The following is a 21,097-nucleotide window of genomic DNA, read 5'->3' on the forward strand; positions in this document are numbered from 1 at the left end:
GTCGAAGCATGAAGCTGGTCATCCTGGGCGGAGGCGGCTTCCGGGTGCCGCTCGTCTATCGCGCGTTGCTCGCCGACCGTTCGCCCGGTCGCGTCACCGAGGTGATGCTGCACGACCTCGACGCCACGCGGCTTTCGGCGATCGGCGGCGTCCTGGCCGAACTCGCGGCCGGCACGTCGGACGCGCCGGCCGTGACGACGTCGACCGACCTCGACGAAGCGGTGCGCGGCGCGGACTTCGTGTTCTCCGCGATCCGCGTCGGCGGGCTCGAAGGGCGCGCGGCCGACGAGAGCGTCGCGGCGGGATGCGGTGTGCTCGGACAGGAGACCGTGGGTGCCGGCGGTGTCGCGTACGGGCTGCGTACCGTTCCCGTCGCGCTCGACATCGCACGTCGGGTCGCGGTCCATGCCCCGGACGCCTGGGTCATCAACTTCACGAACCCCGCCGGCATGGTCACCGAAGCGATGGCCGCGCACCTCGGCCGTCGCGTCATCGGCATCTGCGACTCCCCCGTCGGACTCGGCAAGCGGGTGGTACGCGCGGTCGGCGCCGCCCCTGAGGACGCGTGGCTCGACTACGCCGGGCTCAACCACCTCGGCTGGTTGCGGGGTGTCCACCTCGGCGGGCGGGATGTGCTGCCGGACCTGCTCGCGGACGCCGAACGCCTGGAGTCGTTCGAGGAGGGCAAGCTCTTCGGCTCGGAGTGGCTGCGGACGTTGGGCGCGATTCCGAACGAGTACCTGCACTACTACTACTTCACGCGTGAGGCCGTGGAGTCCGGTGCGTCGCGTGGGGCGTTCCTGTTGGAACAGCAAAAGCAGTTCTATGCGGCGCCTTCGTGGGAGAGCTGGGAGCGGACGCGCTTGGAGCGCGAGCAGACGTACATGGCCGAGACGCGCGACGAGGAACGAGACAGCGACGACCTCGACGGCGGCGGGTACGAGCGAGTCGCCCTCGACCTGATGCACGCCATCACGTCCGACAAGCGTGCAACGTTGATCCTCAACGTGCCGAACCGGTCGACGTTGTCGTGTCTCGACGCGGAGGCCATCGTCGAGGTGCCGAGCCTGGTCGACGCGAACGGTGCGCGGCCTGTGTCGGTCAGCCAGGTGCCGGATGAGAGCGTCGGGCTCGTCACCGCGCTCAAGGTTGTCGAACGCGCCACTATCAAGGCGGCCATCAGCGGTGAGCGTGCACATGCCGTGAAGGCGTTGGCGTTGCATCCGCTCGTGGACTCCGTGAACGTCGCACGCAAGATCGTGGACTCGCACCCGCTTCTGTCCGGGGTGTTCCGCGCTGCCTTCTGAAGCCGTGAACCCCGATCTGTTGGGGAAGCTCAACAACGACATCTGGCATCCGTTCCGGCTCGTTTACGCGCGGTTGGACGCATCGGCGTTGTTGAGTTTGTACTCGCCGGAGCTGATCCGCGCCGGCGGTCCGGCAAAGCAGGTGCAGGGGTTCGCCGAGCTCTCCGGCGGCGACAGCTCCGTGAGCGTCTCGTGCCGGTTCGTCGAGCGTCTTGTGATGGATGGCGTTGCGCGTGAGCGTGGGATCTTTCAGCTCGTGTCGACGTGTGCAGACGGTCGTCTCGTTCACGGAGTGACGAGGGTCTGATGCCGAGTGGGGGTGTTCTTAACTACGCTCGTCGGCAAATGGACACCACCACCTCTCGCCGCGTGCCGCTCGTCGTGGGTATCGCCGTGCTCGTGCTGCTGCTGGACCAGGCCACGAAGTTCTGGGCCGAGAGCGCGCTGACCGGCCGCGCGCCCATTCCCGTCCTCGGGGAGTTCCTGCAGTTCAGGCTCCTCTACAACCCCGGTGCCGCCTTCTCGATCGGCGCGGGGTCGACATGGATCTTCACGATCGTCGCGGCCGTCGCCGTCGTGCTGCTCGCGCGCTACGGCATGCAGCCGCAGACGAAGCTGAGGGCCGCTGCGCTCGCGTTGATGCTGGGCGGCGCGACCACGCACCTGCTCGACCGGCTGTTCCGGCCGCCGGGTTTCGCGCGCGGGCACGTCGTCGACTTCATCGACTACAACGGCTGGTTCGTCGGCAACGTCGCGGACATCGCGCTGGTCTGCGGCGCGATCCTGCTCGTGCTGCTGAGCTTCACGCCGACGAAGCAGCCTGCCGCGTGAGCGTGTCGGCGCGGCGGGCCGTCTCTGGAAGTCGGTAGCGCGGGGCCAGGCGCAGCACTTCGGCGCACGCCCGGTCGAGGTCGATCTTGTGGCCGACCGAGACGAAGACGGGCTTCACGCCGTCTTGTGTCCGCAGGGCCCTGCCGACGACCTCGTCGTCATCCATGACGAGGTCGCTCATCGAGCCGCGGGTGTGGCCGGGTTGCTCGAACGAGCCCATCGCGTTCTTCGCGACCCCGATGCTCGGGATGCCGGTGTGCACGCCGAGGTGGCACGCGAGGCCGAACCGGCGCGGGTGGGCGAGGCCCTGACCGTCCGCGACCAACAGGTCGGGCCTGACGGTCACCTGGTCGAGTGCCTTCAGCAGGACCGGCATCTCGCGGAACGCGAAGAGCCCGGCGATGTACGGGAAGTCCGTCGTGTCCTCGACGACGACCTCGTCGAGGACGACCAGCGTTTTTGCATCGAACACCACGCACACGCCTGCAACTGTGTCATTGCTACGGTAGCCGACGTCCAGGCCTGCGACGGTGTCTATGTGCAGGTCAGGGGCGCTGGTGGTGATCACTTGCGTGCGCAGGCGTTCTTGCAACGCGACTGCGTCGTCAACCGTTCTGGGCCACTCCACGGGCGACAGTGTGCCGTGACTCGTCGTAGTGGGCGGCGAGCAGGTCGTCGCCGAAGTCACCCGAATGGCGACGCCAGACCGTGTGGACGTGGTTGGCCTCGTTCGCGGTGTTGTCGTACTCGATGAGCAGGTTCGGGCCTTGGACGCGGTAGTAGTGGCCCTCGCCTCGGCGTAGCGAGCCTTCCCACGAAAAGTGCAGGCGCTCGGGGTCGATCTGGGCGAACTCCTCGTCGGCGAGTTCGTAGGAGAGTCGGTCGAGGTAGAAGCGGACGATGTCGACGAGCAGTTCGGCGGCGGGTTTGCCCAGCTGGGCCGGCGTGACGCCGACAGGGTCGGACGGGGTGATCCGCGGCTCGTTGCCGGTGCGGATGTCGTGCGGCGCGGTGTCCGCGGCGACGGCCAGGCGGCGGGCGGTCGGGCCCATGCGGTCCAGGAGTTCGCGGGCGAGCTCTTCTTCGAGGCGGAGTGGCTGGGCCACGACGTGGCCGCGGTAGGTCACGCGGGCCGGGTTCGCGCCCAGGAAGAACGGTGTCGCGGAGACTCGGCCGTTGGCGACAACGACGTTCACGGACAGATGGTGTCCTTCGATGCGCCAGCCCCACGGGTCGTCGCCGCCGGGCGTGCCGAAGAGGACCGTCCAGAAGTCGCCGTTGTGCCGGTCGCGGTGGCCGCCTTCTCGGTGGTCGAGGACGTCTTCCAACGCCATCACCGCGGCGGCCTGGGCATAGGCGTGCGGGCTGAGCACGGTGGCGAGCATGCCGTGGACCGCCTTGCGCTGGTCGCGGTGCAGTTCGCCCAGCGCCAGTCCGGGGCGGGTGCCGGGCGTGTAGGCCCAGCGGTGCCTGAGGTCGTCGTCGGTGATGGCGCGGACAGCGTGTTCGTGCTGGTCAGCGGCCAGCAGGGCGAGATAGCGGTGCGTGGCGTCGGCGACGTCGTGCAGCATGATTCGAACTTATAGGCGTTGAGCGCGCGAAGCAGTGCCGCTCGACATGCAGCCAGATAGGTGTTAAAAACCTTACGTAATGAAGTTGCCACATGATGACGACGCCGTCTGGCGCGCCCTCGCGAACCCGCTGAGGCGCGCGATTCTCGACGTCCTGCGCACCGGGCCGTGCACGACCGGCGAACTGGTCGAGGCGTTGGAGATCAGCCGGCACGTCGTCATGCAGCACCTCGGTGTGCTCCGCGAGGCCGATCTGGTGCTCGTCGAGCCGCGGGGCCGGAAGCGGGTCAACCACCTGAATCCCGTGCCCATCCAGCAGATCCACCAGCGGTGGGTCGCGCAGTACGAGCAGAACTGGGCAGCGGCGTTGGTCGGCCTGAAGCTCACGGTCGAGAGCGCCGGTCAGGAGGATGAGGACGTTGGCTGAACCCGGTACCGAGCTGGTGCACAGCATCGTGATCGCCGCGCCCATCGAGAAGGTGTGGGCGGAGATCACCAGACTCGACGGCAAGCAGCGCGCGATGATGGACGCGGTGCTCGACTCCGCGCTCGAACCGGGCGCGCCGTTGTACTACCGGTCGACCGACGGGAAGCGGGTCTTCGTCGTCGGCCGCGTCGTCGAGGTCGATCCGCCCCGGCTGCTGTCGCACACGCAGCGGCTCACCATGCGCGACGATCCGTGGACCGTGGTCTCGTGGGAGCTCGAAGAGGTCGACGGTGGCACACGGGTCACGCTGCGCAACTCCGGTTGGCCCGAGGGCGTCAAGCGGCTCGACAAGGTCGACGCGACGTGGAAGGGCATCCTCGGAGCGCTCAAGCAGGTCGTGGAGTCCGGCGATGTCGGCACCGGGTTGAAGCTCCAGTACGCCATGATGCGCGCCTTCATGTGGGCGATGCCGGCGGGCACCAAGACCGAGAACGTTCCCGAACCTCCCGGCATCGGCCAGGCCGTCTAGAACGTGAATCCTGCTTTGGCAATGAGTCTTTGCACGTCGTCGTCCAAATACTCATTGCTAAGCGGCAGGTCAGCAGTGGTGCCGGACGGGTGGGGTCAGGCGTGGCAGGCGATGGGGCCGCCGTGGAGCTCCGTCATGTCCGTCCAGACGCGCAGGAGTTCGAGGCGTTCGGAGAGCGGCTTGCCGTCCAGTTCGTGGTAAGCGCGGTGGAGGTTGCCGACCAGGCGTTCGGACTCCTGCCACGACGAGAAGCGCGACTCCCCCGCTTCGCGGACGACGTCCATCGGGGTCTTGCCGGCGGCGTGGCCGGAGGTGGCGAGTTCCAACAGGTAGGTCGTGTAGGCGACGAGGTCGTCGAGGACTCGGGTGATCTCGGGGCCTCGCAGTAGCGGACCGTGACCGGGGACGAGCACGTCGGCGTCGAACGCGCGCAGGAACTCGAGTGCGGACAGGTAGCCGTGAATGCTGCCCTCGGCGAGGAACGGCTGGCCGCCCGCGAAGACCAGGTCGCCGGTGAACAGGACGCGGTCCGCCGGCAGCCACACGACGGTGTCGCCGCGGGTGTGCGCCGGGCCGGGATGGTGCAGTTCGACCACTCGTGTGCCCAGGTGCAGCGTCAGGGACGTGCTGTAGGTCAGGGACGGCGGGCGGACCTCGAGGTGGCCGTAGTCCGGGCCTGTCAGGACCTGCGCGGCGAGCAGGCCGGCGGCGAGCACCTCCTCGCGGCACGCCTCGTGGCCGACGATCACGGTCGACGGCGGCATGAGCCAGTTGCCGAAGGTGTGGTCGCCGTGGTGGTGGGTGTTGATCACGTAGGCCGGGACAGCGGTGCTCACCGACGCCACCGAGGCGAGCAACGCGCGGTTGCGGGCCTCGGTGGACGTCGTGTCGACGAGCAGCAGCGTGTCGTCCGAGCCGACGACGACGCCGGTGTTGTTGATCATCCAGGACCCGTCGGGCTGGACGTAGGCGTGCACGCCTGGCGCGACCTCCACCAGTTCCGGGAGGAGTTCGGGCCGGTCAGGAGACGTTTTCACCCGGTCGAGCGTACTTACGGGTCCGGTGCGGGTCAGCCTTGGGCGATGTAGGCCTGCAGCTGGTCGTGCGACTGTTCGAGCTGCCCGATCCGGCTCTTCACCACGTCGCCGATGCTGACGATGCCGACCAGTCGCCCGTCGGACAGCACGGGGACGTGGCGGAAGCGCCGTTCGGTCATGACGACGGTGAGGCTGTCGACGGTGTCCGACGGAGAACAGGTGAAGACGTCGGCCGTCATGATTGCCGACACTGGGGAAGACAGCAGCTCAGGGCCGGTTTCGTGGAGCCGGCGCACCACGTCGCGCTCCGACACGATCCCCGCCACGCCGGAAGAGCCGACGACGACGATCGCGCCGATGTTGTGTTCGGCAAGCGCTCTGAGCAGTTCGGACACCGGGACGTCCGGGTCGATTGTCGCGACCGCCGATCCCTTGGTCCGCAAAACGTCAGCGATCCTCATCTGGCGCCTCCGATCCTGTCGGTCCGGTAGGCACTTCAGGCTAGATCGGATTCGGACAGAACGGGAGATCGTGCCCCGAAGGGAGCAGGGGACGTGGTCGTTCGACCACGTCCCCCGCCGGTGTCGCGCCTGGTCCGGCGTCGGCTACGCGGTTCCTCCGCGGCGACGGGTCGCGAACTGGCGCGGCTGGACCACGGGCACCCGCTGCTGCGGCAGCTGGAAGTGCGTGTTCTGGTCCGGCTTGGCGCCCCGCTTCTGCGCACGGCGTGCGGCGCGGTTGGCGGGCTGGGACTGTTCCTGGGACTGTTCCTGGGGCTGGCTGGTGTCAGGCATGCGAAAGCCTCCTCGCGAAGAGGGCGTGCAGACGACACGGCTGAAGAGGGCCGTGGGAGATGGACCCGCGCATGGGTCACCGAAGAAGTGCGCGACGTCTAGGTCGCGAGGGCAGCGTCGAGAGCGCTGCGGCTTCATCAGATGTACAGCATGCCCGCAACGCTAGCGACGTCGTCGTCTCACGCCAACCGAATTAACCGCGCACCCGTGCGGCGGCTGCTCCTGCTCCGAGCATCACGAGGATGACCGTGACCACCGCCCACTTGCGGGACTTGGTCATCGGCGTCGTCTCGGGGTCGAGCGGGAGGTCCTTGCGCGGTTCGACCTTCTGCCGGGCGAGGCGCACCGGCACCGGTTGGTGCGGCGGAGCGGGCGGCGGCGTGGTCGCGACGGCCGGAGGTGGCACCACGACCGGAGCGGGCACGGGTGCCGGGGCCGACGTCGGGGCGGGAGGAACGGGCGTCGCGGGCGGGGGTACCTCGGGGCGGGGTGCCGGTGGCTCGACGCGCGGTGGCATCGGGTTCGGCAGGCAGCCCGCTCCGTCGATCATGCCCATCTGCGGACCGGCCGAGAGTTCCACCGCCGTGGTGCCCGTGATCCGGTAGAAGCGGCTGCGGCCCTTGTAGCCGTTGTTGACGGCGTAGACCGTGCCCGCCGAGTCGACCAGCACGGCGCCGTAGGTGGACCTGCCGGGCAGGTCCGCGATCTCCGTCCTGCCCAGCACCCGCCCGGACACCGGGTCGAACGTGACGACCTCGGCCGGACCCTCTCCGCCGGTCGACACCCCGGTCAGCTTGCCGCTCACCGGGTCGGCGGTGAAGTCGTCGAGCGTCAGGGCGGGCCAGCCGAGCACGACGGTGCGCACGACCTCGAGGTACGTGGGGCTGTCCGGGTCGATGTCGATGGCGTGCAGCCGGGCGTTGTCGCGCACGTAGAACGTGGAGCCCACGACCGCGCCCGCCGACACGTCGTCGGTGCGGAACCAGTGCGCGTCAACGGGTCCGAGGTCGTTGACCACGCCCTTGGGATCGATCAGGACGACGTGTGACGGGTTCTTCCACCGGTGATGGCCTCTAGCGGTGAGGCCGACCAGGCGACCCAGTGCCGTCGAGTACCCCAGTGCATTCACTGCGTAGTCCAGGCGGGCCACCTCTGTCACCCCACCGGATGACACATCCACTTTCGTGAACGACGAAAAGTGTCCCCGATGGGATGAACGCACTTGATAAGCGTCACAGTTCGGCGGCGCGGCTTCGGCAACGGCGCTGGTGAACGGCGTCGAAAGCACCAGCAGCGACGACACGGCGCTCATCCCGAGCACATTCCGCCTCCACCGGAATGGAGTAGCTCCATACGACAACCGGGTATTTCTGCTGTTGCCGCGCATTCCCACCTGACCATTACTCGTTAACCAGACCGTGCTGTACCGGTCACAGTAGACCGTGGTCTAATCCCACACCAGAAAGGAGCCGAATTGAGCATTTACCTCAGCGGCGCGCTCTGGGTTCTCGGAGCCGCCGCCATCTCCGCCGTTCTCGTCGTCATCACCCGCCGGTTCGGCTCGGACGAAGTGGGCGAGAAGAACCTCGGTGCCGGCGGTTCGGTGTTCAGCATCGTCGCCGGGCTGCACGCGGTGCTCGCCGCGTTCATCCTCATCTCCCTGTTCGACTCGGCCAACGCCGCCGAGGAGCAGGTGCAGAAGGAGGCCAACGCGCTGGTCGCCGTGGACTGGTCGTCGGACTCGCTGCCGGAGCCGGCGAAGTCGAAGGTCGACCAGCTGATCCGCGACTACGTCTCGGTCGTGGTCGACGACGAGTGGCCCCGCATGCGCGAGGGCGAGGAGGTCGGAAACCAGGGCTGGAGCACGTTGAACCAGCTCAGGGACACGATCTCGACGGCGGCGCCGGACGGCGGCTGGCAGGAGGACCGCAAGGCCGAGGCGGCGAACCAGCTCTGGGAGGTCTACCAGGCCCGGCAGGAGCGGCTCGACGCGGCGGACAACGGGGTCAACCCGGTCGTGTGGCTCGCGCTGCTGATCGGCACGGGGCTGTCGCTGCTGTTCCCGTATCTGTTCGGTGGGCCGAACCTAGTCTCACAGCTGCTGATCACGATCACGCTCAGCTCGACGCTCGTGCTGCTGCTGTTCGCGATCCACCAGTTGCAGAACCCGTTCAGCGGCGGTGTGCTCATCCCGCCGGACGCGTTCAGCTCCGCACTGGACCGGCTGAGTTAGCGCGATTCGGCCGTTCCGTCCGCTTCTTCGATCTCGACGGCAAGTACTTCGCCGTCGATGACCTTAGGCAATGCGTCGGTCTGCGCGAAGTAGCGATTCGCGAATGCGCCGACCGCCCGGGTCGAGGCGGCGTCGACGCCACCGCCGATGACGCCGCCCAGCAGCGGAACGCCCTTCGCGGCGACGGTGCCGAGTTTCTTCGTGCCGTATTTCGTGATGAGTGCCGACGCGGCCTTCTTGGTGAACTGCTTGATGCCGACTTTCTTGAACAGCTCGGTTCCGGCATTGCCGAGAAGGCACAGCAGGATCGCCATCTGCACCTCGTCGCTGTCCACGTCGTGTCCGCGCAACGACGCGATGGACGCGATGAGGTGCGTCTGGATGACATAGGTGGCCGCGACGTTGGACGGCAGCGAGATCGGCAGCGTGATCAGGCCGCCGAGGTTCGTGATGAAGCCCTGGGCGCCCGCCAGCGCGACGTGCGTGCGGATGAGGTGCTTGACCGCGTCCGCCTCGTCGCCCTTCTTGACGAGCGCGTCCGACGCGGACTCGCGGGCGCTCTTGAACGGGCCGAAGCCGTCCACACCCGCGCGCAGCAGGTAGTCCGCGATGCCCTGCTGGGCCTTGTTCAGCTCACCCTTGGACTCAGCCACAATCCCGACATTACGCGTCCGGCTGCCGCGATGACGGCTCAACGGGCGAGTCGAGCGTCGTGATCGCTCCCGTGCTGCCGTCCACGGTGATGCGTTCGCCGCTCTTGATCCTCGTCACGGCCTCGCGCACGCCCACGACCGCCGGAATCCCGTACTCGCGCGCCACCACGGCACCGTGCGAGTTCGCGCCGCCCATCTCCATCACCAGGCCGCCCGCCGTCAGGAACAGCGGTGTCCAGCCCGGATCCGTCGACGGCGCCACGAGGATCTCGCCCGGTTCGAGGTGGGCGCCGACCGGGTCCATGACGACGCGCGCGATACCGGTGATCGTGCCCGCCGACGCCGGGGTGCCGACGAGGTCGCCCTCGGGCAGGACTCCGTGGTGCACGGCTTCGGGTTCCGTGCCGTCCGACAGCAGGACCCGCGGGATGCGCCGGCGCCGCATCTCCCGGTCGTAGACCTCGCGGCGCGCGGTCACCAGTTCGCGCAGATCTGCTTGGGCGGAGCGCATTTCCTCCATGGTCAGGAAGAACACGTCGTCCGGCGCGTCCAGCCGGCCGGCCGCGACGAGTTCGGCACCCACGTCCGCGATGCGCTTCCGCAGCGCCCCGAACAACGTGATGATCAGGTACTTCGGGTACTCCCGCAGACCGGCGAGCACCCTGGTGCGGCGCAACGCGAAGCGCACGAACCAGCCCCGTCCCCGGGCACGCCGCGCCAGCGTCTCGATCATCGCCTCGGCCTCGGCGGCGCCGCGCGCGAAGACCACGTCCGGGTAGGCCTGGTCGTCTTGCAGGAGCAGGAAGTTCCTGACGACACCGACGACGTGCGCCGGGTCGTCGGACCACCTCGGCAGGCCCAGGTCGATCTCGGCGACGGCGCGGTGACCCCACCTCGCCAGGAACCGGTCGAGCGCGGCGGGGCGTTCACCGTCGCGGAACTGCCGCAGCGCCACGGGATCGTGCCTGATCTCCTGCGCCAGGTCCCACATCGCCATGTCCATCTCGGTGGTGATGTTGTTCGGCAGGCCGCGCAGCACGGTCTGCAGCTCCCCCGGCCTCGTCCTCACGACCTTGCCGACCAGGCCGAGCATCGCGAACCCGATCAACGCGGTCGGCGCCAGCCGGGGCAGGACGGGCACGGTGCACAGCCGCAGTGCCTGCTCGATCGACAGGGTCGCGGACTTCTCCAGGACCTGGCGTTCCATCCGCAACGCGGTCTGCACGGCCTTTTCGGGGTTCACCAACGCCTTCACCGCGGTCACGGGCACGTGGAACCGACGGGCGAGCCGGAACACGCGCTTCAGCGCGGGCGTCGGGGAGGAGTTCCTGACCGCGAACCTCGGGTCGTCGAACAGCCCGCGCAGCACCTCCGAGGACCGCGCCTCCATCACCGCGAGCAGACGCGTGACGAACTCGCGGCCGACCTTGCTCTGCAACACCTTGGTGACGTCGAAGAAGATGCGCTCACCGTTCTCCACATAGGACCGGCTCGCGGGATCGCCGATCACGATCTCGAAGGCGGACTTGGCGATCTCGCGGAACGCCGCGCGGCCCATCGGCGTGATCGGGCGTTCGAGCCCCTGCGCGAGGCTGAAGCAGAAGTAGACGTGCGCCGCGCCGTCCGGGTTGTCCGGCAACGGGAACAGCGTCGTGATGGGCCGCGCCTGGGTGAGGTGCAGCTCGCCCTCGTCGTCGATCGCCCACTCGATGTCCTGCGGCGATCCGTAGTGCCGCTGCACCTTGCGGCCGAGGACGGCGAGCGCGTGGATCTGCCCGTCGGTGAGGCACTGCTCGCCGCTCTCGCCGACCTCGACGTGCTCGGTGCCGCCGCCGGGTCGTGAGCGGATGACGAACCTCTTGTCCCCCAGTCTTTTCTCGACGATGTCGCTGCCGTCGACGACGAAGTGGTCGGGGTTGACGGCGCCGGACACGACGGCCTCGCCGAGACCGGGACTCGCGTCGATGACGACCTGGTCGCGCTTGCCGGTGACCGGGTTCGCCGTGAACATCACGCCGGACACCGCCGACTGCGCCATCCGCTGCACGACGACGGCCAGGTAGGTCGTGGCGTGGTCGATGCCGTTGCTCTCGCGGTAGCTGACCGCCCGATCCGTCCACAGCGACGCCCAGCAGCGGCGGACCGCGTCGACCACCGCGTCCTCGCCGACGACGTTGAGGAACGTGTCCTGCTGACCCGCGAAGCTCGCGAACGGCAGGTCCTCCGCGGTGGCGCTGGACCGGACGGCGACCGGCTGGTCGTCGCCGAGCACGCGGTACTCGGCGACGATCGCGTCCCGGATCTCCTGCGGCACAGGGGTTTCCAGCAACGTCCTGCGGGCGTTCTCCGGGGTGGTGCCCGCCAGCTCGTCGGCCCGCGCGACGGCGCGGTAGGCGTCCGTGGTGACGCAGAAGCCCTGCGGCACCGGCAGGCCGGCCCTGGTGAGCTCGCCGAGGTTCGCGGCCTTGCCGCCCACGGTGGCGAGCATCGAGCCGTCGATGGACTTGAAGCCGATCGTGAGCGCCATGACAACCCCTCCAGGTTCCGCCTGAAGAGGAGGCTACGAGCGTTGAGCCAAAAACTCAACACGCGATGAATAAATCACACCGCCGGGTCAGAGCTCCTGCTCGGAGCGGCTCACCCACTCCGGCAACGGTTCGCGAGCGTGCCGCCAGTCCTCTGGCGGGTTCCCGATGACGCCGCCGACGATCGCGGCGGTGGTGTCGATGTCGCCGCCTGCCCGGACGCACGCGGTGATGGCCGCGCGGTAGTCGTCGAGGTGGTGGGCGGCGACCCAGAGCGTGAACGGCACTGTGTCCTGCGCCGTCACCCGCGACCCGTTGCCGAGGACGTACGCGGCCTCCTCGGCGCCGGTGATCTTGCGCGCCTTGTCGATCCCCTTGCGCACGAACGAGTCTTCGAGGTGGTCGAGCACCGTCCCGAGCAGGTCGCGTGGTGGCACGCCCGTCAGCCGTGCCCGGACCGCGACCGCTGCCGCGTGGGCGACGGCGAGGCCTCCCATGACGCCCTCCGGGTGCTGGTGCGTCACCTCGCTCGCCCGGATCGCCTGTGCCGTCACGGTGTCCGGGTCGTCGGCGAAGTAGGCGCCCAGCGGCGCGATCCGCATCGCGGCCCCGTTGCCGCAGGACCCCTGGCCGTCGAACGCGCTGGAGGCCGCTTCCTTCCACGGCGTGCCCTGGCGGATCTTGCGCAGGATCGTGAACGCCCCTGCGCCATAGCCGCGATAGGGCTCGCAGCGGTCGGCGAACGTCGCCGCGAGCCGGGTCTGGTCGACGTCTCCGTGATCACGGAGCTCGGCGACGAGGTTGCAGGCCATTTCGGTGTCGTCGGTCCACTCCCACGGGCCCCGCGGCGGCTTGCCGGCCACGAGGTCGGGCAACGAGCGGCCGACCATGAAGAACTGAGCGCCCAGAGCGTCGCCGACGGAGAGCCCGTCGAGCGAGGCGTATGCGAGGTCCAGGCGCGCACGAGTGTGCAGAACTATGCGCATCACCTGCGATTTTACTGTTCTGGCCTGCCAAGGTCACCTGGATTTGGACCTTCGCGCACTTCGTTGCCCACGTGCCGGTCGAATTCGCACCGGGACACGCTGTTGTTCGAGGAGTTCAGCGCGACAGCCCGGCAGGGGTGAACACGAAGCTCTCCCGGAAGCCGCCGTCGCCGCGCCGCGTGGCCATCAGCCGCATCTCCGGCATGAAGTGGAAGAACACCAGCGATCCCGACCGGTCCGGGTAGCCGAGGGTCTTCGAGTACTTGGGGTTCGTGCCGCCGAGCCACAACGGCGGCTCGCCGTACTCGGCGATCACGTCGTCGAGCAGGCAGTCGTCCTCCCCCAGCACGCCGGGGATGCGGCTGTCGGCGTCGAGGCTCAGCCAGCCCTGCCGGTGGGCGAGGTCCGCGTACACCGACGCCATGACGTCCTCGCTGCGGTGCCCGAGCGCCTCGTGGACCGCTCCGCTGACCATCGCCGCGTTCGCCGCGCCGCGCTTGACCAGCGCTTCGAGCTCGGTCTGCCACCGGTCCGTGCGGTCGTCGGCGAACGCCAGCGCGTCGAGCAGGGTGAGGATCACCGCCTCACCGCCGTACATGCCGGGACGCCGGACAGCCGCGTTGAGCTGGCCGAGCAGGTACCGGCGTAAGTCGTCGAACGAAGGCATCTCTCCCCCTCTTAATGCGAGATGTTCTATCAGTTGCGGGTGGGTGAAACGGAATCGCCTTCACGACCGACAGGGGAGGCAACACCTGGGGAAGGATCACATGCGCATCAGCAACCAGCAGATCGTCGCGTACTGGGTCGAGCACGAGGTCGACCTCGTCATCGACTGGAGCACCGCGCACGAGAGATGCTGGCGCTGCGGTTACAGGTCCTCACTGGAGCAACACCTCGTCGTGCCCGCGTCGATGGGCGGCACCCGCGCGCTGGACAACGTCGTGCTGCTGTGCGGCCGGTGCGTCAGCGAGTCTCCGAGCCACCTGGATCCCGGATACCTGTGGCGGTGGTTGCGCGCCACCTCCGTCTCCGTCTCGGCCTACGACACGTACTGGACGTTGCGCGGGTGGGAGGAGTTCGAGGTCATCTTCGGGCGCAAGCCGTTGGAGTGCTTCAAGGAGGCAGCGGTGGACCACCGGATGTTGAACGCCGAGTGCCGTGCGCTGGCGGCGGACGAGTTCGCGAAGACCGTGGTGCGGTTCGGCGAGGGGCGGCTCAACCCGTCGACGATCGCGTGCGTGATCGCGGAGGTCGAGAAGAAGCTGGCCGACCGTCACGGCATCACGCTGCCGTGACGGAGTCCCGCACCAGCTAGAGGGTCTAACCGCGGCTAAGAGTTCTCAGCGGCACAAGTGGGCGACACAAGGTGGGGCCTCGACGCACGAAGCATCGAGGCCCCACTTGCCGTTCAGAACTCAGCGGTTATCAGCTGCAGCCGGAGGTGCTGCCGCAGCCCTCGCACAGGTAGCACGAGCCGGCCGGACGCATCTTCGTGCCGCAGGTCATGCACAGCGGCGCGTCGGCGGCCTTGCCGAGGTGCAGCTCCAGCAGCTCGGTCGAGCTGCCGACCTGCTTCGGTGCGGCCGGCTCGACCGCGGCCTCGACGGCCGGAGCCGCCTCGACCGAGCCGCGCAGACCCTCGAGGTCCACGTCGGACGACACCGGGCCGCCGTACTCGCCCGCGACCTGCGCCGAACGCTCGTCGGCGGTGAAGATGCCGAGCTGCGCGCGCTTGTCGTAGGGCAGGTAGTCGAGCGCCAGGCGGCGGAACAGGTAGTCGAGCACCGAGGTCGCGATGCGGACGTCCGGGTCGTCGGTCATTCCCGCCGGCTCGAAGCGCAGGTTCTGGAACTTCGAGACGTAGAACTCGAGCGGGATGCCGTACTGCAGACCCACCGAGATGGACATCGAGAACGCGTCCATCACGCCGGCGAGCGTCGAGCCCTGCTTGCCGAGCTTGACGAACACCTCGCCGAGGCCGTTGTCCGGGTAGGAACCGGCGGTCAGGTAGCCCTCGGCACCGCCGACCGTGAACGACACGGTCTGCGACGGGCGCTTCTTCGGCAGGCGCTTGCGGACCGGGCGGTACTCGACGACCGTCTCGGTCGCGGCCTTCTTCTCCTCGGTCGCCTTCGCCGACTTGCCGGCGGACAGCGGCTGGCCGACCTTGCAGTTGTCGCGGTAGATCGCGAGCGCCTTCAGACCGAGCTTCCAGCCCTGGTAGTAGATCTCCTCGACGTCGGCGATCGTGGCCGTCTCCGGCATGTTGACCGTCTTGGAGATCGCGCCGGACAGGAACGGCTGCGTGGCCGCCATCATCCGCACGTGGCCCATGGGCGCGATGGAGCGCTCGCCCATGGCGCAGTCGAAGACCTCGTAGTGCTCGCGGCGCAGGCCCGGCGCGTCGACGACGTGGCCGTGCTCGCCGATGAACTCGACGATCGCCTCGATCTGCTCGTCCAGGTAGCCCAGCGCCTTGAGGGCGCGCGGCACCGTCTGGTTGACGATCTGCATCGAACCGCCGCCGACGAGCTTCTTGAACTTGACCAGGGCCAGGTCCGGCTCGATACCGGTGGTGTCGCAGTCCATCATCAGGCCGATGGTGCCGGTGGGGGCCAGCACGGACGCCTGGGCGTTGCGCCAGCCGTTCTTCGCGCCGATCTCCAGCGCCTGCTGCCAGGCCTCGGTCGCGACCTTGTGCACCGACGAGTCGTTCGCGTGGTAGGTGCGGATCAGGTCGTTCGCGGCGGCGTGCTTGCGCATGACGCGCTGGTGCGCCGTGGCGTTGCGCTTGTAGCCGTCGTACGCGCCGACGAAGCCCGCGAGCTCCGCGGAACGGCGGTACGAGACACCGGTCATCAGCGAGGTGATGGTCGCGGCGAGCGCGCGGCCACCCTCGGAGTCGTACGCGTGGCCGGTGGCCATCAGCAGCGCGCCGAGGTTGGCGTAGCCGATGCCGAGCTGGCGGAACTTGCGAGTGGTGTCCGCGATCGGCTCGGTCGGGAAGTCCGCGAAGCAGATCGAGATGTCCATCGCGGTGATGATCAGCTCGACGGCCTTGGCGAACGTGACGGCGTCGAAGCGGCCGTCGTCACCGAGGAACTTCATCAGGTTCAGCGACGCGAGGTTGCAGCTCGAGTTGTCGAGGTGCATGTACTCGGAGCACGGGTTGGACGCGGTGATGCGGCCCGACTCGGGGCAGGTGTGCCAGTCGTTGATCGTGTCGTCGTACTGGATGCCGGGGTCGGCGCACTCCCACGCGGCCTTGGCGAGCTTGCCGAACAGCTCCTTGGCGTCGATGCGCTCGATGACCTCGCCGGTCTGACGGCCGCGCAGACCGAAGTCGCCGCCGCTCTCGTAGGCGTGCATGAACTCGTCCGACACGCGGATCGAGTTGTTCGCGTTCTGGTACTGCACCGACACGATGTCGGCGCCGCCCAGGTCCATGTCGAAGCCGGCGTCGCGCAGGGCGCGGATCTTGTCCTCTTCGCGCGCCTTGGTCTCGATGAACTCGACGACGTCCGGGTGGTCGACGTCGAGGACGACCATCTTGGCCGCGCGGCGGGTGGCGCCACCGGACTTGATGGTGCCCGCGGACGCGTCGGCGCCGCGCATGAACGACACCGGGCCGGACGCGGTGCCGCCGGAGGACAGCAGCTCCTTCGACGAGCGGATGCGCGAGAGGTTCAGGCCGGCACCGGAGCCGCCCTTGAAGATCAGGCCCTCCTCGCGGTACCAGTTGAGGATCGACTCCATCGTGTCGTCGACCGCGAGGATGAAGCACGCGCTGACCTGCTGCGGCGAGCTCGTGCCGACGTTGAACCACACCGGCGAGTTGAAGCTGAACACCTGGTGCAGCAGCATGTAGGTGAGCTCGTGCTCGAAGATCTCGGCGTCCGCGTCACCCGCGAAGTAGCCGTGCTCCTTGCCCGCGCCCACGTACGTCTTCACGACGCGGTCGATCAGCTGGCGCAGCGACTGCTCGCGCTTCTCGCTGCCGACGGCACCGCGGAAGTACTTGCTGGTGACGATGTTCGTGGCGTTCACCGACCAGGACTCGGGGAACTCGACACCGCGCTGCTCGAAGTTCACCGAGCCGTCGCGCCAGTTCGTCATGACGACGTCGCGACGCTCCCACGTGACCTCGTCGTAGGGGTGGCGGCCCTCGGTGGTGTAGACGCGCTGGACCTTCAGCGCGGCAGCAGGCTTGGCAGCCGCCCGTGCGGCTGTCTTCTTGGCTGAGCCGCCGACGGTCTCGGTCACGGTGGATCTCCCTCGTGCTGGTACTTGAAAAAGATGGTTGTCTCACGCGCTTTGGTGCGCGCGGATCACTGCTCGGCCGGTGCTTCCTCGGCTCGTGCAGTGCGAAGATCGAGAATTTCCTTCTCGAAGTCCTCGACGGACGAGAAGGACCTGTAGACGCTCGCGAAGCGCAGATAAGCGACCTCGTCGAGTTCGCGCAGAGGGCCGAGAATGGCGAGGCCCACCTCGTGGCTCGCGATTTCCGCGCACCCCGTCGACCGGATCGACTCTTCCACCTGCTGCGCCAGCACCTGGAACGCGTCCTCGTCGACCGGGCGGCCCTGGCACGCCCTGCGCACGCCGACGACGACCTTGTCGCGGCTGAACGGCTCCGTCACCCCGGAGCGCTTGACCACGGCGAGAACCGCTTCTTCGACCGTGGTGAACCTGCGGCTGCAGCTGTTGCAGGAGCGCCGACGACGGATCACCTGACCCTCGTCGACCTCGCGGGAGTCGACCACTCGCGAGTCCGAATGGCGGCAGAACGGACACCGCACGCCACCTCACCCCTTCCCCCGCGCAGCACCCATCGCAGCAGCCTCACTGGTCGGGTTACCCACAACCTGTGGACTACTTACAACGGTGCAACCACTAGATGTAGGGGTAGAACCTAGATCGCAACCCAACCCCTGCGCAACTCGACACGACGCTTCGCGTGTCACCCTGTTGGGCGAACCGCCGACGATCAGCGGTGATTACGCAAAAAAGCCCGCCGATGACGGAGCGTTCACGTCACGGCGGGCGCCGGAAACACAAGATGTGGGGGCGGAGCTACGGGGTGACCCCCGTCTGCTGTAGGTAGAGCACGCCGAGCGCGACGACGGTCAGGGCGCTCAGGACGCCGACCGCGACGAGTTCGAACAAGGACTCCCGCTTCGGGCGGACGTCGCACGAACTGGACTCGCGCGACGCGGGCACGGAGACCGGCCGCGGCTTGGTCGCAGGCCGGCGCGGCATGACGCGGGGCCCCGAACGGAGTGGACGTCCCGCTGCTACGTCCGCGTCCTCGACAACACGCATCCGCTTCTCGACGAGCACCGCCATCACGACCTCCATCGCAGGTCAGCCATCATGATCGAACAGGGGTTCGATCGAACGTCCGTGCGAATTTCTACCAGACCCACTTCCCGAACGCCACAACACGCGCCCAAATACCTCGAACAGGTGTTTGATCTGTGCAGCAAACACGACTACCGTCGAGCACGAAGATCGACGGAGGCCGGAATCCCATTCGAACTGGGGGCGGCGAGGAGGACAGCGACCGTGGCAGGCAAGACGATCGACCCGGATCCCGCTCTTGTGGAGACACAGGTGAACGAGATCGCGGGAAACGCCGGCCTGACCCTGCGTCAGCGCAAGGTGCTCGACGTGATCCGCGACTGGGTCGACCGCTTCGGCTACCCGCCGAGCGTGCGCGAGATCGGCGAGGCCGTGGGTCTCACGTCGACCTCGTCGGTCGCCTACCAGCTGCGCGCGCTGGAGCGGAAGGGCTTCCTGCGCCGCGACCCGAACCGCCCGCGCGCGGTCGGGATGCTGCCGACCGAGATCGACCCCGGTCTCGACCCGATGTCCAAGCCGACGCCCGCGTACGTGCCGATGGTCGGACGCATCGCGGCCGGTGGCCCGATCCTGGCGGAGGAGTCGATCGAGGACGTGTTCCCGCTGCCGCGCGAGATCGTGGGCGAGGGCGAGCTGTTCCTGCTGCGCGTCGTCGGTGACTCGATGATCGACGCCGCGATCACCGACGGCGACTGGGTCGTGATCCGCAAGCAGCCCACCGCGGACCAGGGCGAGATCGTCGCCGCCATGATCGACGGCGAGGCGACCGTGAAGACGTTCAAGCGCAAGGACGGGCACGTGTGGCTGATGCCGCACAACCCGGCCTACCAGCCGATCAACGGTGACGAGGCCACGATCCTCGGCAAGGTCGTGACCGTGCTCCGGCGTCTCCCCTAGCTCTCCCCGCGGGCCCGCTTCTTCTTCTCGAAGAAGTCGAGCCACTTCTGCCTCGTGGCCTCCATGTCCACGACGACGAACGCGAAGAACTGGCCCATGTCCTTGAGGCGGGCACCGACCGGCGTGTCGAGACCGAAGATCTCGGCACCGTCCAGTCCGGTGTCCGCCCAGGTCGAGTTGCGCTGGGCGCTGGAGAGCCACGCCCGGTACCAGAGGTCGTCGCCCAGGAAGTAGCGCACACGTTTGCCGTCGCGCTCGCTGTGCAGCAGATCGATGTCCTGCAGGTAGGCCGCCGACCGCGACACCGTGCCCGGGCTGACCGACAGCCGCAGGACGAGTTCCGTCGCGGTGAGGCTGCCCCGGTCGGTCATGAAGATCTCGGCGAGGATCCGCGACGCGGTGCGCGTGAGCCCGGTCTGCCGGAACACCCTCTCCAACCGGAGGTGGAACTCCTGCACCTTCAGCGGGCTGCGGTCGAACGAGTAGGCCTCGTCGTCGATGTCGAGGTCGTCCACCGAGGGAATCCTGCGCGACGCGCGCTCGCTCGCGGCCCGGTGCGCGGCGCCCGGCCGGTAAGCGTTGTGGCCGCCGTTGCGGACCACCTCGCGCTGGATCGTCGAGGCCGGCCTTTGCAACCGCCTCCCGATCTCGGAGTAGCCCAGCCCGTCCCAGAGGAACTGGGCGATGAGCTGCCGTTCTTCTTCGTCTAGGCGTTTACCAGGCACAACCCCATGGTGCCTTGCGCTCCAAGCCATTGCAATGAGTCTTTTGACTTCGTCCGCAAACGTTCTTAGCTTGAAGTTCGGGGAAAGACACTCGTTGCAAGGGGGAGCAATGGCGTTGAGTCCGATGACGTTCCCGGACGGCCACGCAGGGTGGAGGGCGCACGATCACGCGACCGTGCGGGCGGTGCTCGCGGACGGCCGGTTCAGCATCCGGCCGGATCGGATGCACAACCCGTTCGGGCCGGGGAGCCCCGGTGACGCGCCGCCGTCGCCGCCCGGTGCGTTCACCGACCACGACCCGCCGGAGCACACGCGGTACCGGAGCAGGCTCACCGGGCAGTTCACCGTGCGGCGGATGCGGCTGCTCGCGGAGCGGCTCGAGGTGATCACGAGTGAGCACCTCGACGTGCTGGCCGCGCAGGGGTCGCCGGCCGACCTGGTCGAGCACTTCGCCGTGCCGGTGCCCGGGCTGATGATCTGCGAGCTGCTCGGGGTGCCGTACGAGCGGCGGGAGGAGTTCCAGCAGGACGCCGTGGTGCTGACCGGCGCGAGCGGTGCGGAGGCCGGAGCGGCGGAGGAGATGTACGCCGCGTTCGAACGGCTGCAGGCGTTCATGCTGGAGATGGTCGCGGCCAAGCGGGCGCGCCCGACCGACGACGTGCTGAGCGATCTCGTCAACTCGGGCAGCGACCTGACGGACGACGAGATGGCCGCCATGGGCATGGCGTTGCTCGGGGGCGGGCTCGACACGACGACGAACATGTTGTCGCTCGGCGCGCTGGAGCTGATGCGGGAGCCCGCACGGGTGGAGGCGTTGTTCGCCGATCCGGCGGCGGCGGTCGAGGAGTTGCTGCGGTACATCAGCCTCACGCCCGACACGGCGCGGACCGCGGTGGAGGACGTCGAGATCGACGGCGTCGTCGTGCGGGCCGGTGACACCGTGTTCGTGGAACTGGGGTCGGCCAACCGGGATCCGGCGCGGTACGCGGATCCCGACGTCCTGGATCTCGCTCGCGGGGCCGCCGGGCACCTCGCGTTCGGGCACGGGATTCACCAGTGCATCGGCCAGCACCTCGCGCGGATCGAGTTGAAGATCGCTTTTCCGGGGTTGTTCGCGCGGTTCCCGAAGTTGCGGCTCGCCGTTGCCGAGGACGAGCTGCCGCGCCGGCAGAGCCTGGTGATCGGCGGTCTGGACCGGATGCCCGTCGCCTGGGACTGAGC

General features: G+C 68.3%; 23 protein-coding genes. 9 read left to right on the top strand and 14 right to left on the bottom strand.

Going from position 1 to position 21,097, the window contains the following annotated elements; all coding sequences use genetic code 11:
* Window positions 1–8 precede the first annotated feature (8 nt).
* The 3 genes from ABZX02_RS28040 to lspA are packed head-to-tail and all read left to right on the top strand — an operon-like array spanning window position 9 to window position 2,138.
* Window positions 9–1,307: a 6-phospho-beta-glucosidase gene (locus tag ABZX02_RS28040; RefSeq protein ID WP_355302292.1), complete on the top strand. Its 1,299-nt coding sequence runs from the start codon at window positions 9–11 to the stop codon at window positions 1,305–1,307.
* Between the two features lie 4 nt (window positions 1,308–1,311).
* The gene (locus ABZX02_RS28045) at window positions 1,312–1,614 is read left to right on the top strand and encodes a hypothetical protein (protein WP_355302294.1); all 303 of its coding nucleotides are present in this window, start codon (window positions 1,312–1,314) and stop codon (window positions 1,612–1,614) included.
* 38 nt (window positions 1,615–1,652) lie between these two features.
* Complete coding sequence (lspA, locus tag ABZX02_RS28050) at window positions 1,653–2,138, top strand: signal peptidase II (RefSeq protein ID WP_355302296.1); 486 nt, start codon at window positions 1,653–1,655, stop codon at window positions 2,136–2,138.
* Here lspA and ABZX02_RS28055 read toward each other — a convergent pair.
* Together ABZX02_RS28055 and ABZX02_RS28060 are read right to left on the bottom strand one after the other, a co-directional pair.
* Complete coding sequence (locus ABZX02_RS28055) at window positions 2,110–2,826, bottom strand: endonuclease V (RefSeq protein ID WP_355302297.1); 717 nt, start codon at window positions 2,824–2,826, stop codon at window positions 2,110–2,112. The genes lspA and ABZX02_RS28055 overlap by 29 nt on opposite strands.
* Window positions 2,744–3,709, bottom strand: a complete 966-nt coding sequence (locus tag ABZX02_RS28060; RefSeq protein WP_355302299.1) for a DUF3500 domain-containing protein — start codon at window positions 3,707–3,709, stop codon at window positions 2,744–2,746. Before ABZX02_RS28060 ends, ABZX02_RS28055 begins: the two co-directional genes overlap by 83 nt.
* A gap of 79 nt (window positions 3,710–3,788) precedes the next feature.
* On the opposite strand from ABZX02_RS28060, the gene ABZX02_RS28065 reads away from it, so the two are divergent.
* Complete coding sequence (locus ABZX02_RS28065) at window positions 3,789–4,136, top strand: metalloregulator ArsR/SmtB family transcription factor (RefSeq protein WP_355302301.1); 348 nt, start codon at window positions 3,789–3,791, stop codon at window positions 4,134–4,136.
* Window positions 4,129–4,665 carry an SRPBCC domain-containing protein gene (locus tag ABZX02_RS28070; RefSeq protein WP_355302302.1) on the top strand — a complete coding sequence of 179 codons (537 nt, stop codon included), beginning with the start codon at window positions 4,129–4,131 and terminating at the stop codon, window positions 4,663–4,665. The genes ABZX02_RS28065 and ABZX02_RS28070 overlap by 8 nt, the downstream gene beginning before the upstream one ends.
* Before the next feature lie 95 nt (window positions 4,666–4,760).
* Here ABZX02_RS28070 and ABZX02_RS28075 read toward each other — a convergent pair whose 3' ends face one another.
* The 4 genes from ABZX02_RS28075 to ABZX02_RS28090 form a co-directional block, all read right to left on the bottom strand.
* Window positions 4,761–5,702 (bottom strand): MBL fold metallo-hydrolase, encoded by a 942-nt coding sequence (locus ABZX02_RS28075; protein ID WP_355302304.1) that lies wholly within the window; start codon window positions 5,700–5,702, stop codon window positions 4,761–4,763.
* Between the two features lie 32 nt (window positions 5,703–5,734).
* The gene (locus ABZX02_RS28080) at window positions 5,735–6,163 is read right to left on the bottom strand and encodes a CBS domain-containing protein (protein ID WP_355302306.1); all 429 of its coding nucleotides are present in this window, start codon (window positions 6,161–6,163) and stop codon (window positions 5,735–5,737) included.
* Window positions 6,164–6,307: 144 nt separating this feature from the next.
* Window positions 6,308–6,496, bottom strand: a complete 189-nt coding sequence (locus ABZX02_RS28085; protein ID WP_355302308.1) for a hypothetical protein — start codon at window positions 6,494–6,496, stop codon at window positions 6,308–6,310.
* Between the two features lie 193 nt (window positions 6,497–6,689).
* Entirely contained in the window at window positions 6,690–7,625 is a 936-nt protein-coding gene (locus ABZX02_RS28090) for a hypothetical protein (RefSeq protein ID WP_355302309.1), read from the bottom strand.
* A 345-nt stretch (window positions 7,626–7,970) separates the two neighbouring features.
* Between ABZX02_RS28090 and ABZX02_RS28095 the strand changes: the two genes are divergently transcribed.
* Window positions 7,971–8,729, top strand: a complete 759-nt coding sequence (locus ABZX02_RS28095) for a DUF4239 domain-containing protein (RefSeq protein ID WP_355302310.1) — start codon at window positions 7,971–7,973, stop codon at window positions 8,727–8,729.
* On the opposite strand, the gene ABZX02_RS28100 is transcribed toward ABZX02_RS28095, so the two are convergent.
* The 4 genes from ABZX02_RS28100 to ABZX02_RS28115 form a co-directional block, all read right to left on the bottom strand.
* On the bottom strand, window positions 8,726–9,424 hold the full coding sequence (locus ABZX02_RS28100) for an EcsC family protein (protein WP_355302312.1): 699 nt from the start codon (window positions 9,422–9,424) through the stop codon (window positions 8,726–8,728). The two genes, ABZX02_RS28095 and ABZX02_RS28100, sit on opposite strands and share 4 nt — an antisense overlap.
* Window positions 9,393–11,909 (bottom strand): PEP/pyruvate-binding domain-containing protein, encoded by a 2,517-nt coding sequence (locus ABZX02_RS28105; protein ID WP_355302314.1) that lies wholly within the window; start codon window positions 11,907–11,909, stop codon window positions 9,393–9,395. The genes ABZX02_RS28100 and ABZX02_RS28105 overlap by 32 nt, the downstream gene beginning before the upstream one ends.
* Window positions 11,910–11,996: 87 nt before the next feature.
* The gene (locus ABZX02_RS28110) at window positions 11,997–12,893 is read right to left on the bottom strand and encodes an ADP-ribosylglycohydrolase family protein (protein WP_355302315.1); all 897 of its coding nucleotides are present in this window, start codon (window positions 12,891–12,893) and stop codon (window positions 11,997–11,999) included.
* A 115-nt stretch (window positions 12,894–13,008) separates the two neighbouring features.
* The gene (locus tag ABZX02_RS28115; protein ID WP_355302316.1) at window positions 13,009–13,560 is read right to left on the bottom strand and encodes a hypothetical protein; all 552 of its coding nucleotides are present in this window, start codon (window positions 13,558–13,560) and stop codon (window positions 13,009–13,011) included.
* A gap of 100 nt (window positions 13,561–13,660) precedes the next feature.
* On the opposite strand from ABZX02_RS28115, the gene ABZX02_RS28120 reads away from it, so the two are divergent.
* Window positions 13,661–14,188, top strand: coding sequence for an HNH endonuclease signature motif containing protein (locus ABZX02_RS28120; protein ID WP_355302318.1), 528 nt, complete (start codon window positions 13,661–13,663; stop codon window positions 14,186–14,188).
* A 130-nt stretch (window positions 14,189–14,318) separates the two neighbouring features.
* On the opposite strand, the gene ABZX02_RS28125 is transcribed toward ABZX02_RS28120, so the two are convergent.
* From ABZX02_RS28125 to ABZX02_RS28135, 3 genes are all read right to left on the bottom strand, one after another.
* Window positions 14,319–17,156: a vitamin B12-dependent ribonucleotide reductase gene (locus ABZX02_RS28125; protein WP_355302319.1), complete on the bottom strand. Its 2,838-nt coding sequence runs from the start codon at window positions 17,154–17,156 to the stop codon at window positions 14,319–14,321.
* Between the two features lie 65 nt (window positions 17,157–17,221).
* Entirely contained in the window at window positions 17,222–17,692 is a 471-nt protein-coding gene (nrdR, locus tag ABZX02_RS28130; RefSeq protein WP_089924179.1) for a transcriptional regulator NrdR, read from the bottom strand.
* Window positions 17,693–17,966: 274 nt separating this feature from the next.
* The gene (locus ABZX02_RS28135; protein ID WP_355302321.1) at window positions 17,967–18,239 is read right to left on the bottom strand and encodes a hypothetical protein; all 273 of its coding nucleotides are present in this window, start codon (window positions 18,237–18,239) and stop codon (window positions 17,967–17,969) included.
* Between the two features lie 255 nt (window positions 18,240–18,494).
* Between ABZX02_RS28135 and lexA the strand changes: the two genes are divergently transcribed.
* On the top strand, window positions 18,495–19,151 hold the full coding sequence (gene lexA / locus ABZX02_RS28140; protein ID WP_245786568.1) for a transcriptional repressor LexA: 657 nt from the start codon (window positions 18,495–18,497) through the stop codon (window positions 19,149–19,151).
* Here lexA and ABZX02_RS28145 read toward each other — a convergent pair.
* Window positions 19,148–19,876 (bottom strand): helix-turn-helix domain-containing protein, encoded by a 729-nt coding sequence (locus ABZX02_RS28145; RefSeq protein ID WP_355302323.1) that lies wholly within the window; start codon window positions 19,874–19,876, stop codon window positions 19,148–19,150. The two genes, lexA and ABZX02_RS28145, sit on opposite strands and share 4 nt — an antisense overlap.
* Before the next feature lie 109 nt (window positions 19,877–19,985).
* Here ABZX02_RS28145 and ABZX02_RS28150 point away from each other — a divergent pair, with 109 nt between their 5' ends.
* A complete protein-coding gene (locus ABZX02_RS28150) occupies window positions 19,986–21,095 on the top strand; it encodes a cytochrome P450 (protein WP_355302325.1) in 1,110 nt (369 codons plus the stop codon).
* Window positions 21,096–21,097 lie beyond the last annotated feature (2 nt).

Source organism: Lentzea sp. NPDC003310 (assembly GCF_040610935.1).
Classification (GTDB): Bacteria; Actinomycetota; Actinomycetes; order Mycobacteriales; family Pseudonocardiaceae; genus Lentzea.

Excerpts from the sequence above, each read along its gene's own strand:
- ABZX02_RS28040 (WP_355302292.1), top strand. The coding sequence starts at position 9 with ATGAAGCTGGTCATCCTGGGCGGAGGCGGCTTCCGGGTGCCGCTCGTC.
- lspA (WP_355302296.1), top strand. The coding sequence starts at position 1,653 with ATGGACACCACCACCTCTCGCCGCGTGCCGCTCGTCGTGGGTATCGCC.
- ABZX02_RS28060 (WP_355302299.1), bottom strand. The coding sequence starts at position 3,709 with ATGCTGCACGACGTCGCCGACGCCACGCACCGCTATCTCGCCCTGCTG.
- ABZX02_RS28065 (WP_355302301.1), top strand. The coding sequence starts at position 3,789 with ATGAAGTTGCCACATGATGACGACGCCGTCTGGCGCGCCCTCGCGAAC.
- ABZX02_RS28080 (WP_355302306.1), bottom strand. The coding sequence starts at position 6,163 with ATGAGGATCGCTGACGTTTTGCGGACCAAGGGATCGGCGGTCGCGACA.
- ABZX02_RS28085 (WP_355302308.1), bottom strand. The coding sequence starts at position 6,496 with ATGCCTGACACCAGCCAGCCCCAGGAACAGTCCCAGGAACAGTCCCAG.
- ABZX02_RS28105 (WP_355302314.1), bottom strand. The coding sequence starts at position 11,909 with ATGGCGCTCACGATCGGCTTCAAGTCCATCGACGGCTCGATGCTCGCC.
- ABZX02_RS28110 (WP_355302315.1), bottom strand. The coding sequence starts at position 12,893 with ATGCGCATAGTTCTGCACACTCGTGCGCGCCTGGACCTCGCATACGCC.
- ABZX02_RS28115 (WP_355302316.1), bottom strand. The coding sequence starts at position 13,560 with ATGCCTTCGTTCGACGACTTACGCCGGTACCTGCTCGGCCAGCTCAAC.
- ABZX02_RS28120 (WP_355302318.1), top strand. The coding sequence starts at position 13,661 with ATGCGCATCAGCAACCAGCAGATCGTCGCGTACTGGGTCGAGCACGAG.
- ABZX02_RS28135 (WP_355302321.1), bottom strand. The coding sequence starts at position 18,239 with ATGGCGGTGCTCGTCGAGAAGCGGATGCGTGTTGTCGAGGACGCGGAC.
- ABZX02_RS28150 (WP_355302325.1), top strand. The coding sequence starts at position 19,986 with ATGGCGTTGAGTCCGATGACGTTCCCGGACGGCCACGCAGGGTGGAGG.